The following is a 12,757-nucleotide window of genomic DNA, read 5'->3' on the forward strand; positions in this document are numbered from 1 at the left end:
TCTTGCTGGAGTGCGGCCGAGTGCGGCGGGAGAAAAGGCCTGAGGCAAGGCTGCGCAACGAGGCATCAGGCATTTTATCCGCCGCGACTACCGGGTTTCCGCCATCAGCTCGCGCCCAATCAACCAACGCCGAATCTCGCTGGTGCCGGCGCCGATCTCGTACAGCTTGGCGTCGCGCAGCAGGCGGCCGGTGGCGTATTCATTGATGTAGCCGTTGCCGCCCAGGCACTGGATGGCGTCCAGCGCCATCTGGGTGGCGCCTTCCGCCGCGTACAGGATGGCGCCAGCGGCGTCCTTGCGGGTCTGGCGGCCGGTTTCGCCGCGGTCCAGCGCCTGGCCCACCGCGTAGACATAGGCGCGGCTGGCGGACAGCTTGACGTACATATCCGCCAGTTTGCCCTGCATCAGCTGGAAATCGCCGATGGCCTGGCCAAACTGCTTGCGGTCGTTCAGATACGGCACCGCGATATCCATGCAGGCCTGCATGATGCCCAGCGGGCCGGCGGCCAGCACCGCGCGTTCGTAGTCCAGGCCGCTCATCAGCACCTTGACGCCGTTGCCTTCGCCGCCCAGCACATTGGCCTCCGGCACGAAACAGTTGTCGAAGAAGATGGGGTAGGTGTTGGAGCCGCGCATGCCCAGCTTGTCCAGCTTGCTGCCGTGGCTGAAGCCGGCGAAGCCGCGCTCCACGATGAAGGCGGTGATGCCCTTGGCGCCGGCGTTGACGTCGGTCTTGGCGTACACCACCATCACATCCGCGTCGCCGCCGTTGGTGATCCACATTTTGCTGCCGTTGAGCAGGTAGCCGCCGTCGGCCTTGTCCGCCTTCAGTTTCATGCTGACCACGTCGGAGCCGGCGTTGGGCTCGGACATCGCCAGCGCGCCGACATGCTCGCCGGACACTAGCTTGGGCAGTAGCCGGCTTTTTTGCTCGTCGTTGCCGTTTTTGTGGATTTGGTTGACGCAGAGATTGGAGTGCGCGCCATAGGACAGGCCCACCGAGGCGGAGGCGCGGCTGATTTCTTCCATGGCGATCATATGGGCCAGATAGCCCATTTGGGTGCCGCCGTATTGCTCGTCCACCGTCATGCCCAGCAGGCCCAGATCGCCGAACTTGCGCCACAGGTCGGCCGGGAACAGGTTGTCGCGGTCGATGTCGGCGGCGCGTGGGGCGATTTCGCTTTGGGCGAAGTCGCGCGCGGTTTCGCGCAACATGTCGTAGGTGTCGCCAAAGGCGAAGCGCAGGCTGCTGTACATGGTTTCTCTCCTCTGATGGGCGCGCGTATTTCGCGTGATATGCTCTATCATTACTTACGTTTACGTAAGCGTCAACATGGCGACGACGGAAACCGGAGCGAAACCGTTATCATGGCCGGGTTTGCATGCAGAGAACAGACAATGACGATATGGGTGGACGCGGATGCCTGTCCCAAGGTGATCCGCGAAACATTGTGCCGGGCGGCGCAGCGCACCGGCGTGGAGCTGGTGTTTGTCGCCAATCAGCTATTGGCGGTGCCGAAAGCGCCCAACATCCGCGCCTTGCAGGTTCCCAAGGGTTTTGACGTGGCGGACAACGAGATTGTCCGCCGCATTGCGGCGAACGATCTCTTGATCACCGGGGACATCCCCTTGGCGTCCGAGGCCTTGGGCAAGGGCGCGCAGGCGCTGAACTGGCGTGGCGACGTGTATTCGCCGGACACCATCGCCGCGCAGCTGACGATGCGGGATTTCATGGACACGCTGCGCGCCAGCGGCGTGCAGACCGAAGGCCCGCCGCCCTTGAGTCAGGCGGACCGCCAGGCTTTCGCCCGTCAGTTGGATATCTGGCTGGCCAAGCGGCGGGGCTGAGGCGGCAGCTGTTGTGGAGGAGCGGGGCGCCGCAGGCGATCCCCGCCAGGGATCCCTTCCGGCTCCCCAACAACAACGCCCCCAAAGCGGGGGCGTTGCAGAGAGCGGCGCGGGAATCAGGCTTTGCCCAGATGCGGCTCGGCTTCGAATGCCTCGTCCTTGGCGGCGCCCGGCTGACGAATGGTCAGCGAGAACAACAGCGCGACGATCAACAGCGCCAGGATGAGGTGGAAAGTGGCCAGGAAACCACCGAACAGCGAGGAGACGATGGAGCCGACGATGCTGCCGATGCCGAAGCCCAGATAGATCACGCCGTAGTTCTTGGTCAGGTTGTTGAGGCCGAAGAAATCGCTGACCAACGACGGATAGACGGTGATGGTGCCGCCGAAGCTGAAGGCGACGCAGGCGATGGCCAGGAAGAACAGGGTGGCGTTCAAGGGCACGAACAACAAGGTCAGCATGCCGGCCAGCGCGGCAATCTGGGCGATGGAGATGACCCGGATGCGCGGCATCTTGTCGGAGAGGATGCCCAGCACCAGGCGGCCGGACAGATTAGCCACCGCGATGACCGCCACGGCGTTGGCGGCGGTCAGCGCCGGCAGGTGCACATAGCTTTCGCCGATGTCCTTGGCCACGCCGATCACGTACAGGCCGCTCATGCACACGGTCAGGAACATCAGCGCCAGCATCCAGTACTGCGGCTGGCGCATCGCCTCGGCCAGCGTGTAGTCATGGCTGGCGCTCTGTTGCGCGGCGGCTTGTTGCTGCGGCGCGTCCCGCATCAGCAGGCTGCCGGCCACCACCATGGTCATGGCGATCAGTCCCCACAGTTCAAAAGTGGTTTCCAGGCTGAAGCGGGCCAGCAGCGCGAGATTGATGTATTTGAAGCCCAGGCTGCCCAGGCCGTAAGCGCCGATGGCGCAGGCAGACACCAGGCCCTTGCGCTCCGGGAACCATTTGACGCAGTTGGACAGCGTCAGCAGGTAGCCGGCGCCGTCGGCCAGGCCCACCAGCACGCCGGCGCAAAGGTAAAGCATAACCAGATTATTGGCCTGGGCGGTGAGGAAGAAGCCCAGGCCCAGCATCAGGCCGGCGCCCAGGGTGACGCGCTGCACGCCGAAGCGTTCCTGCAATTTGCCGGCCAGCGAGGAGGCCACCGCCAGCGCCAGGCTCAGCAGACCGAAGGCGAAAGCCACCTGGCTGACCGGCTCGGACAGCTTGGCGGAGAGTTGGGCGTTGAACAGGCTCCAGGTATAGACGGAGCCTAGGGCGAACTGGGTGAGGACGGTGCCGGCCAGGGTACGGTAGCGGATAGAGTTTGAGGCGTTCATGGCGCTGCTCGCTTAAAGTCATTACTGTTAGTGTGACTATAAGCCTGTGCTTATGTAGGGGGCGCGGCGGCGGCATGAGATGCAGGCGGCGCGGAATGAAGTGCAGAGGACGGCGAACCAGTTGCAGACCCTGAGAATGGGGCGTATGGGCGCTTGGCATTTACATTGCGATGCTTGCTTGCCAATGGAATTAGCGGGGGGGGGATGGACTTTCAGTTTGAGTTTGAGAGCAATGGTGTGGACGAGGGACTGCCTTTGCTCTATTTGTGGGAAATCGGCGGTCTGCGTTATATCGGGAAAGCGAGTAAGGGAAGCAGACGACCGTTGAAGCATTACTCGAGAAATGTACGCCGCTTATTAGCGGGCCTCCCATACCGGCGAAGTAAACCGGAGGGCTTTAGAAAAGTGCATCGAGCATTGCATGCCGCAGTATTACAGTCACTGCCGATCAAGCTGGTGTTGTTGAAAAATGTTGAATTGGCGCGAATCAATGAAGAAGAGCAGGCGGCAATTCGACAGTACGGTTGTGAGTTGAATCAGTAGTCGCCGCTGGCAGCCCTATTGGGCTGCTTTGGCTTTCTCGTTGGTCAAAGATGCATCAACTGCCGGAAAGCCTTGATATTGCTGCGGCTGACCGGAATCTCCGCCTTCAGGTCGTAGAGCTTGATGATGTAGGTGCTATTGAGCCAGGGCGCGATTTCGCGGATTTTGTGGATGTTGACGCAGTAGGAGCGGTGGCAGCGGAAGAAGCTGTCGGCCGGCAGGCGGGCGACGAATTCGCTGATGCTCATCGACATCACATAGCGGTCGTGCGCGGTGTAGACCAGGGTGACTTTCTCATCGGCCTCGGCGTAATAGATCTGCTCGCAGGGGGTGACGATGATGCTGTCGCCCTTGACCAGATTGACGGTGCGGCTGGCGGTTGGGGCCTCGGCCGGCGCGGCGGCGGCCGGCGGTGTTTGCGCTTCCAGTTTGGCCAGTAGATTGATGATGCGGGCTTCGTTGTAGGGCTTGAGGATGTAGTCGAAAGCCTCCACTTCGAATGCTTCCACCGCGAACTCCTTGTAAGCGGTGACGAAGACGATGCGCGGCGGCCGCGACGATTTGTGCAGGTTCTTGGCCAGCAGCAAGCCGTCTATGGATGGGATGTTGATGTCCAGGAACACCACGTCCACTTCGTGTTCCTGCAGGAATTTGAACGCCTCCAGCCCGTCCTCCACGCTGGCGACGATGTCGATGCGGCTGTGCTCGCGGATCAAATAGGCCAGCTCCTCGCGCGCCAGGTACTCGTCTTCCACGATCAGGGCTTTCAGCATGTCGGCTCCTCGGCGGCGGGCAGGTCGAAACAAACGGCGGTGCCGGGCTCCAGCCGGGTCAGCCGTAGACCTTCTCCGTACAGTAGTTTGAGCCGCTGGTTGACATTGCTCAGGCCTATGCTGCGGCTGGACAGCGTGCCGGCGGCCACGCCGTCCAGCACTTCCTGGCTGACGCCGTAGCCGGTGTCGCGCACGCAGACATGGACCTTGGCGCCGTCGCGCTTGACCGCGATGTTGACCCGGCCCGGCTCCTTGCGCGGCTGGATGCCGTGCAGGATGGCGTTTTCCACCAGCGGCTGCAACAGCAGGCTGGGGATGCGCACGTGCACGTCGTCGATATCGAATTCCACCGTCAGCTTGGCGCCGAAGCGCGCCTGTTCTATCGCCACGTAGTCGCGCACTTGTTGCAGTTCTTCCTGGATGTCGATGAGCCGGTCGCCCAGCGACAGGTTGTAGCGCAGGTAGTCCGCCAAGTTGGAGATCAGCTGGCGCGCCTGCTGCGGCTGAATGCGGATCAGCGAGGAGATGGCATTCAGGGCGTTGAACAGGAAGTGCGGGTTGATCTTGCTTTGCAGCGCGCTGAATTCCGCCTTGCGCGCCATCTCTTCCAGTTGTTTGACCCGCGACACTTCCATCTGGGTGGAGATCAACTGGGACAGGCCCACTGCCACTTCGCGCAACGGCGTGCTGATGCCGTGGCTCTTGCGGTAGAAGATTTTCAGGGTGCCGCTGACGCCGGCTTTTTCGCGCAGCGGGATGATGATCACTGAGTGGAAGTCCGCCAGGTGGTATTGCTGCAGATTGTTTTCGATGATGATCTGGTCGCCGGCGATGGCCTGACGGGTGATGGCGCCGATGGCGGAGTGCTCGTCCATCTCGTAGTAGTCCTTGCCCAGGCCCACATAGGCCAACACGTCCGAGGTGTTGGTAATGGCCACCGCGTCGGCGTCCAACTGGTCCCGGATCACGGTGCAGACCTGGACCATAGCGTCGCGGTCCAGATTCTGGAAATAGGGCAGGGTGCGGTTGGCAATGGTCAGCGCCAGCTTGGCCTGGCGCGCGGCCAGCAGCTCTTTTTCGTCGTTGACGTCTTGCACCAGCTTGATGATCAGGCCGACGCACACGGTGCCGAAGATCATCGGGAAGGCAATGTGGCGGACGATGGGCACGCCCACCGCTGGATCGGTCAACAGCAGGATCAGGCCCATGGTCAGCCCCTCGCACAACATGCCGGCCAAAATGCCGTACAGCCACAGCCGGCTCCTGCCGGCGCGGAAGTGTATCCAGGTGGCCAGCAGGCCGGCGCAGACGCTGGAGATCAGGCAGGGCAGCGAGGTGTAGCCGTTGATGTCTATCAGGTAGCGGTGCAGGCCTGAGACGATGCCGGCCGGTATGCCCACCCAGGGGCCGAACAGAATGCCGCCGGAGAGGATGGCGATGATGCGCACATTGACCAGCGAGCCGTCCACCGGAATGCCGGTATAGGTGCTGAACACGGCGAACAGGCAGAACAGCAGCGATACCGCCGCCAGTTCGGCCGGACTGTGGTCTTGTTTGCGCAGCAGATGTTGAAACGGGCGGGTGCGGGTAAGGAAGAACAGCGCCATCAACATCAGCGCCGCCCGTTCGAACACCGCCAGCAGCATGGTTTGGTTTTCTATCATGGCGTCGGGAGCGGGGCGGCCGCGCCCGGTCGGGCCAGCCTCAAGCCCTGATTTTAAGCCATGCGGGACACTTTGACCGCAGGTGGGCGCAGATTAGGCGGGCGTCATGACGCTGGAGGCTCCAAGACCGCCAGCAATTCCGCCAGCTTGCGGTCCAGCGCGTCCTGGCTGCGCTGGTTGAGGCCGGACAGGATGGCGTGCTCATTGGCCACGTGGGCGGTGACGGCGCGGTCTATCAGTTCCAGCCCGCTCTCGGTCAAGCGCACCAGAGTGCTGCGCGCGTCCTCGGCGCAGGCGGCGCGTTCGATCCAGCCCTTGCTTTCCAGCACTTTCAGCCGGTGGGTCATGGTGCCGGAGCTGATCATCAGCGAGGAGAACAGCGCGGTGGGCGCCAGGCTGTGCGGCGCGCCGGCGCGTCTGAGCGTGGCCAGCACGTCGAACTCCCATCCGCTGAGCCCGAATTGCTCGAAAGTGGCGTCCAGCCTGTGCTGCAGCAGCGCGGAGCAGCGGCGCAGCCGGCCGATCAGGCCCATCGGCGCCACGTCCAGGTCCGGCCGTTCCCGGTGCCACTGCGCCAGGATGGCGTCCACGGCGTCGCCGGCGTTCTGTTGCGTCATACGCATTCCTTTATCTTGAATTCAATGTTTTATTTGTCTTGAATTCAAGGCAATTTTATCTTGAATTCAAGTTAGTTTTCGATGCGATTATAAGCGATTGCGAAAGGAATGCCCATGTCTGTGCGCCTGATGGCCTCCCGTTGGAGCGATGTATTGTTGACCGCGCTGGCTCCGGCGATCTGGGGCTCCACCTATATCGTCACCACCCAGTTGCTGCCGCCGGACCGGCCGTTCACCGCCGCCTTGCTGCGGGTGTTGCCGGCCGGCCTGCTGTTGATCCTGGCCGGCCGCCACCTACCGCGGCGCGGCGAGTGGGGTCGTCTGCTGGTTTTGTCCGCCTTGAATATCGGCGTGTTCCAGGCGCTGTTGTTCGTGGCCGCCTACCGTTTGCCGGGCGGCCTGGCCGCGGTGCTGGGCGCCACCCAGCCGCTGTTGGTGATGGGCCTGGCCTGGGGGCTGGACAGCCGCCGCCCGGCGCGGGTGGCCGCCTGGGCCGGCATCGCCGGGGTGGCGGGCATGGCGGCCTTGCTGTTGTCGCCGGGCGCTGTCTGGGACGGCGTAGGCATGTTGGCGGCGCTGGGCGGCGCGGTGGCGATGGCCAGCGGCACTTATCTGACCCGGCGCTGGCGGCCGAGCGCGCCGCTCGCCGCCTTGACCGGCTGGCAACTGGCCTTGGGCGGGCTGATGCTGGCGCCGCTGGCCTGGGTGCTGGACCCGGCCTTGCCGGCGCTGGGCGCGACGCAGTGGCTGGGTTACGGCTATCTCTGCCTGTTCGGCGCCTTGCTGGCCTATTTATTGTGGTTTCGCGGGCTGGCGCGGCTGTCGCCGGTGGCGGTGTCCTCGCTGGGCCTGCTCAGCCCGCTGACGGCGGTGCTGTTGGGCTGGCTGCTGCTGGGGCAGGCCTTGGGGCCCTTGCAGCTGGCGGGCCTGGCCACGGTGCTGGCCAGCGTGCTGGCGGTGCAGCGTAGCATGGCCGCGTCGCCGCCGGCGGAGAAGCAGATCATGGCCGGCGCGGCGCGCGCGCGGTCTTGAGCGGTAATGGAATCAATCAGAAACAATCAGATAAGGAGTCTGTTCATGAAGAGCGCTTTGCAAACCCTGCTGGACCAGCGTGTGTCGGCCAATCACTTCGATCCCTCCCATGTGTTGGCGGACACGGAGATCGAGCAGTTGCTGAACGCCGCCACCCGCGCGCCGTCGGCCTACCATTTGCAGAACTGGAAGTTCGTCGCGGTGCGCAGCGCCGAGGCCAAGCGTCGTTTGCAGGCAGCCAGCTACGGCCAGTAAAAAGTGGCGGACGCGGCGGTGACCTTCATCTGCTGCGGCACGTTGAACGCGCATCGCGGGCTGGAGGCGTCGCTGCGGCCGGCTGTGGACGCCGGCATCCTGCCGCCGGAGGTCAGCGACAGCTGGCTGCGCGCAGCGGAGAAGGCCCTCCGGGACGACGCGCGCGCGCAGCACGACGAGGCGATCCGTTCCGCCTCATTGGCGACGATGGTTTTGCTGCTGGCGGCCGAGGAGCGCGGCCTGGCCAGTTGCGCGATGGGCGGTTTCGACGCGGTCGCGGTGGCGCGGGAGTTTGGCCTGGGCGCGGACGAGTTGCCGGTGATGCTGGTGACGGTGGGGCGGGCGGCGGGCGGCAATTGGCCGCAGAAGCCGCGCCGGCCGGTGGCCGAGGTGATGGTGTGGGCTTGATGGTCTGTTTACGATATTTTTTGATCGGAAGTATTGTTAAGGCATTGAGTCCGCTACGCGGATGATGATTTAGGGCCGGTTCCGCCCCGCGAACGGAAAGGGGAATTTGCGCGGCCAAATTCCCCTATCAACTGAGCGAATCAAAGATTCGCTCAGTGATGGCGCGCTAACGTCGCGGTGCTCGAACAAGCAGCCGCTTAAAACGAGCGTAGCGAAGTTTCTGCGTAGCTAAAACCTCGGGCCTGCCACCCGCCGGCAGGCTTGAAGGGACCTGGGGCGCATCGGATACGTGGTTTCCTATGTATCTAGCGACGCTTTACCACTCTTAATCGAAAGATCGTGAGCTGGTTTTGAGAGCCGGACGCTAAGTCCGCCGCTATCAGGCGCTGCGCGCGGCTGGCGGCTGCGCCAGCACCGTGCGGCAGTGGTTTTCCAGGCGGGTGATTTCTTCCAGCACCGCGTCGATGTCGCGGCGTTGCTCTTCCAGCTGGCGGCGGCGCTCCAGTACCAAGTCCAGCAGTTTTTGCGACTGGCTGGCCTCGTCGTGGGCCAGTTCATACATGTCCAGGATTTCGCGGATGTCGGACAAGGATAGACCGATGCGCTTACCGCGCAGTATCAGCTTGAGCCGGGCGCGGTCGCGACGGTTGAATACCCGCTGGCGGCCGTCGCGCTGGGGTTCTATCAGGCCTTGTTCTTCGTAGAAGCGGATGGTGCGCAGGGTGACGTCGAAATCGCGCGCCAGGTCGGAGATGCTGAAGAATTCGGGTTCGGTCATGGTGTGTTCCAAGGCAAGCGGCGATTGTAGCTTTTTTTTAACGCGTTCTCAGCTCTAGCATGATTTACGTTTACGTAATCGTCAACTTGTGGGATGAATGAAAAAAACAAAAGCGATACGTACCGTCTACCAGGAGAGAGAGATTCGATGACCCTGCCCAGCTATGTCCACGGCGCCAGCCCGCAGCCCTTGATCGGTCAGACCATCGGCCAGTTGTTTGACCAGACCTGCCGCGAGCATGCGCGCAGCGAAGCCTTGGTGGTGCGCCACCAGCAGATACGTTGGAGCTACGAGGAGCTGCGAGAGCATGTGGACCGGCTGGCCTGCGGCCTGATCCGGCTGGGGCTCAAGCCAGGCGACCGCATCGGCATCTGGTCGCAGAACAACGCCGAATGGGTGCTGACCCAGTTCGCCACCGCCAAGGCCGGGCTGATCATGGTCAACATCAACCCGGCCTACCGCCGCTCCGAGTTGGAGTACGCGCTGAGCAAGGTGGGCTGTCGCGCGCTGGTCCTGTCGCCCAGCTTCAAGAGCAGCGACTACCTGGCGATGGCGGCCGATCTGCTGCCGGAGCTCGCCGTTTGCGAGCCGGGCCGGCTCAAGTCCGCCGCCATGCCGCAGTTGGAGATCGTGGTCCGCCTGGGCCAGCAGCGCACGCCGGGCATGCTCAATTTCGCCGATTTGATGGCCGTGCCGTCGGCGGAGGAGAAAGCCGGGTTGCAGCGCTTGGGCGAGACGCTGCAGTTCGACGATGTGATCAATATTCAGTTCACCTCTGGCACCACCGGCAGCCCCAAGGGCGCCACCCTCACCCATCACAACATTCTGAACAACGCCTACTTCGCCGGCGCGGCGATGGCGTTCGGCCCGGACGACCGGCTATGCATTCCCGTGCCGCTTTACCACTGCTTCGGCATGGTGCTGGGCACCTTGCTGTGTCTGACCCACGGCGCGACCATGGTGTTTCCGGCGGAGAGCTTCGACGCCCAGGAGGTGCTGCGCGCGGTGCAGGAAGAGGGGTGCACCGGCTTGCACGGGGTGCCGACAATGTTCATCTCGGTGCTGGACCGCCCGGATTTTTCCGATTACGACGTGTCCACGCTGCGCACCGGCATCATGGCCGGCAGCCCGTGTCCCATCGAGGTGATGAAGCGGGTGACCAGCCAGCTCAACATGAGCCAGGTCACCATAGGCTACGGCATGACGGAAACCAGCCCGCTGAGCTTTCAGAGCGCCACCGACACGCCGTTGGACAAGCGCGTGGCCACGGTGGGGCGCATTCACCCGCACGTGGAGGTGAAGATAGTGGACGTGGAAGGGCGCATCGTGCCGCGTGGCCAGAGCGGGGAGCTGCACACCCGCGGTTATTCGGTGATGCCGGGCTATTGGGGCGATCCGGCCAAGACCGCCGAGGCGATAGACGCCGCCGGCTGGATGCGCACCGGTGATCTGGCGGAGATGGACGCCGACGGTTACGTCAATATTGTGGGCAGGGTCAAGGACATGGTGATCCGCGGCGGCGAGAACATTTACCCGCGCGAGGTGGAGGAGTTTCTCTACCGCCATCCCAAGATTCAGGACGTGCAGGTGATTGGAGTGCCGGACGATAGATTCGGGGAGGAATTGTGCGCCTGGATCCGGTTGCGCGACGGCGAAAGCGCCAGCGCCGACGATATTCGTGCTTTTTGCCAGGGGCAAATCGCGCATTACAAGATCCCGCGTTACATCGAATTCGTCGATAGTTTCCCGATGACGATTACCGGCAAGATCCAGAAATTCGTCATGCGCGAGAAGATGAAGGAGAAGTTGGGGCTGGCGGACGGCAAAACCGCCTGACTCGCCGCAAGCGATGGGAACAAAAGCCCCGGCTTGCCGGGGCTTTTTGGCTTACAATGCCGCCAGACTGATCTTTAAGCTGAGGAATCCATCATGACTACCGTATTCAACGACGCCGATCTGCTGCGTCTGGAAAACCTGCTGACCCCCTTGTCCGCCAGCGGCAGTACCATGCGCCCGGACGAAGTGCAGGGCTTTTTCGCCGCTCTGGCGTGCGGTCCGGACGCGGTGGACGCCGATTTCTGGCTGGAGGAAGTGCTGGGCGACGCGCCGGCCTTTGAGAGCGCGGACGACGCGGCTGAACTGAAAACCCTGCTGCAAAAGCTGTACGACGCCACCGCCGCCGCGCTGGCGGGCGGCAAGGAACTGGATCTGATCCTGTACGCTGAAGACGATAGCGACAGCGACGAGCCGGACTACTGGCCTTGGGCCAATGCCTTCCTCTACGCGCTGGACGTGGTGGACACCGACTGGTTCGAAGTGGCCGACGAGGACGAGGGTTTTGAAAGCCTGATGATGCCTATGCTGGTGTTGGGCGGGGCTTTCGAGCAAGAGGACGGCGAAGATCTGCTGACCTTCAGCGACGAGGAAGTGGAAGGCTACAAGGAAGAACTGCTGGAGGCCTTGGCCGCGGTTTACACTTACTGGCGCGCCAAGGAGCAGGCGCCCAGCACCGTGCGTCGCGAAGGCGATAAAGTGGGCCGCAACGATATCTGCCCCTGCGGCAGCGGCAAGAAGTACAAGGCCTGCTGCGGCCGCAACTGATTTTCCGCGCACCGTGCCGGGAGCAAAAAAAGGAAGCCATTCGGCTTCCTTTTTTCATGCTGGGGCGCCTCGGCGCTTGCTGAAATTGTTAAGTACCGGGCACTGCTGCGGATTTTAGCGCGCGTTCGGCGGCCTCCCGTGCGTTGAGCCGGTCGATGTAGTCGAATACATCCAAAAGAGAGGTGGTCAGCGCCAGCACTTGCTCCAGCAGGCTGAAGAAGCCTTCCCAATAGCCTTTGGCGGCGCTGTTGTCGCTAAAGTCGATGTCCGCGGCGATTTGAGCGAGCAGATTGTGCAGACCGTCTTCGGGGTTGTCCTGCAAATACTTGATGAAATGTCCTGCGAATTCGCGGCCCAGCAAATGTGCGGCGTGTTGGTCGTCTATGGGCGGAACTTGCCAGCAATGGACGCCGCGCCGGTTGGACGCGTTGCCGGCAAACGGCAATTCCGCGCGGGATGTTGGGTCCGGGTCTGGACGGTAATGGCGGCGGGATGGGGTTTTGATCGACATGATCACCTCCGTGTAGCGGTTTTTCATTGCCACCCCCACGGCCAAGCGGAGGTGGCAGACCGAACAGGGTTGGCCGACCGGACTACACGACTCCGGCACACCCGCTAAGGTGTCCCCACCCGGCCCGCCATTGTGAGCGCGCACGAGTGCAGCGATCCAAACGCAAGACTCAAGCGCTTGTTCGCAGTGTAGTTCGCCGGACGGCCAAGTCCGGTGCCGCGAGGAACGGCACGGCAGCGATTGTGCACAGTTGCCAGCTGCCGGGTCAAGGCGCAGGCCGGGCGTTAAAAGCCCGTCAATGCTTGCTTACGCGGTCGGTATCGGCTCTGGGCGGAAAATAGCCGGCCGGCAAGCCCGGATGGGTGAGGCAATGGCAAAACGGCGCGTGCCCTCGGG

General features: G+C 62.9%; 12 protein-coding genes and 1 pseudogene. 6 read left to right on the forward strand and 7 right to left on the reverse strand.

Features of this window, described 5'->3' with window-relative positions; translation table 11 throughout:
• Positions 1-87 precede the first annotated feature (87 nt).
• Positions 88-1,257, reverse strand: coding sequence for an isovaleryl-CoA dehydrogenase (locus tag ACUXV1_RS10670; RefSeq protein ID WP_081556031.1), 1,170 nt, complete (start codon positions 1,255-1,257; stop codon positions 88-90).
• Positions 1,258-1,398: 141 nt separating this feature from the next.
• Here ACUXV1_RS10670 and ACUXV1_RS10675 point away from each other — a divergent pair, with 141 nt between their 5' ends.
• Positions 1,399-1,848, forward strand: coding sequence for a YaiI/YqxD family protein (locus tag ACUXV1_RS10675; protein ID WP_043634273.1), 450 nt, complete (start codon positions 1,399-1,401; stop codon positions 1,846-1,848).
• A 116-nt stretch (positions 1,849-1,964) separates the two neighbouring features.
• Here the strand turns inward: ACUXV1_RS10675 and ACUXV1_RS10680 are convergent, their stop codons facing one another.
• Complete coding sequence (locus tag ACUXV1_RS10680) at positions 1,965-3,179, reverse strand: L-lactate MFS transporter (RefSeq protein ID WP_446015382.1); 1,215 nt, start codon at positions 3,177-3,179, stop codon at positions 1,965-1,967.
• A 204-nt stretch (positions 3,180-3,383) separates the two neighbouring features.
• Between ACUXV1_RS10680 and ACUXV1_RS10685 the strand changes: the two genes are divergently transcribed.
• Positions 3,384-3,722, forward strand: a complete 339-nt coding sequence (locus ACUXV1_RS10685; protein WP_043634267.1) for a hypothetical protein — start codon at positions 3,384-3,386, stop codon at positions 3,720-3,722.
• Positions 3,723-3,766: 44 nt separating this feature from the next.
• On the opposite strand, the gene ACUXV1_RS10690 is transcribed toward ACUXV1_RS10685, so the two are convergent.
• The 3 genes from ACUXV1_RS10690 to ACUXV1_RS10700 all read right to left on the reverse strand — a co-directional run bounded on the left by ACUXV1_RS10690 (position 3,767) and on the right by ACUXV1_RS10700 (position 6,776).
• The gene (locus tag ACUXV1_RS10690) at positions 3,767-4,495 is read right to left on the reverse strand and encodes a LytR/AlgR family response regulator transcription factor (protein WP_194426810.1); all 729 of its coding nucleotides are present in this window, start codon (positions 4,493-4,495) and stop codon (positions 3,767-3,769) included.
• A complete protein-coding gene (locus ACUXV1_RS10695) occupies positions 4,489-6,159 on the reverse strand; it encodes a LytS/YhcK type 5TM receptor domain-containing protein (protein WP_446015383.1) in 1,671 nt (556 codons plus the stop codon). The genes ACUXV1_RS10690 and ACUXV1_RS10695 overlap by 7 nt, the downstream gene beginning before the upstream one ends.
• A 104-nt stretch (positions 6,160-6,263) precedes the next feature.
• On the reverse strand, positions 6,264-6,776 hold the full coding sequence (locus ACUXV1_RS10700) for a MarR family winged helix-turn-helix transcriptional regulator (RefSeq protein WP_114153070.1): 513 nt from the start codon (positions 6,774-6,776) through the stop codon (positions 6,264-6,266).
• Positions 6,777-6,905: 129 nt separating this feature from the next.
• On the opposite strand from ACUXV1_RS10700, the gene ACUXV1_RS10705 reads away from it, so the two are divergent.
• Both ACUXV1_RS10705 and ACUXV1_RS10710 read left to right on the forward strand, forming a co-directional pair.
• The gene (locus ACUXV1_RS10705; RefSeq protein ID WP_446015484.1) at positions 6,906-7,808 is read left to right on the forward strand and encodes an EamA family transporter; all 903 of its coding nucleotides are present in this window, start codon (positions 6,906-6,908) and stop codon (positions 7,806-7,808) included.
• 45 nt (positions 7,809-7,853) lie between these two features.
• Positions 7,854-8,471 (forward strand): annotated as a pseudogene (locus tag ACUXV1_RS10710) (nitroreductase family protein).
• 379 nt (positions 8,472-8,850) lie between these two features.
• Here the strand turns inward: ACUXV1_RS10710 and ACUXV1_RS10715 are convergent.
• Complete coding sequence (locus ACUXV1_RS10715; protein WP_194426807.1) at positions 8,851-9,249, reverse strand: MerR family transcriptional regulator; 399 nt, start codon at positions 9,247-9,249, stop codon at positions 8,851-8,853.
• 147 nt (positions 9,250-9,396) lie between these two features.
• On the opposite strand from ACUXV1_RS10715, the gene ACUXV1_RS10720 reads away from it, so the two are divergent.
• Positions 9,397-11,085, forward strand: coding sequence for an AMP-binding protein (locus tag ACUXV1_RS10720; RefSeq protein WP_446015384.1), 1,689 nt, complete (start codon positions 9,397-9,399; stop codon positions 11,083-11,085).
• Positions 11,086-11,178: 93 nt separating this feature from the next.
• Positions 11,179-11,850 (forward strand): UPF0149 family protein, encoded by a 672-nt coding sequence (locus ACUXV1_RS10725; protein WP_043634249.1) that lies wholly within the window; start codon positions 11,179-11,181, stop codon positions 11,848-11,850.
• Positions 11,851-11,938: 88 nt separating this feature from the next.
• Here the strand turns inward: ACUXV1_RS10725 and ACUXV1_RS10730 are convergent, their stop codons facing one another.
• Positions 11,939-12,361, reverse strand: coding sequence for a hypothetical protein (locus ACUXV1_RS10730; RefSeq protein WP_143330295.1), 423 nt, complete (start codon positions 12,359-12,361; stop codon positions 11,939-11,941).
• Between the last annotated feature and the right edge of the window lie 396 nt (positions 12,362-12,757).

This window comes from Chromobacterium sp. W521, assembly GCF_052805975.1.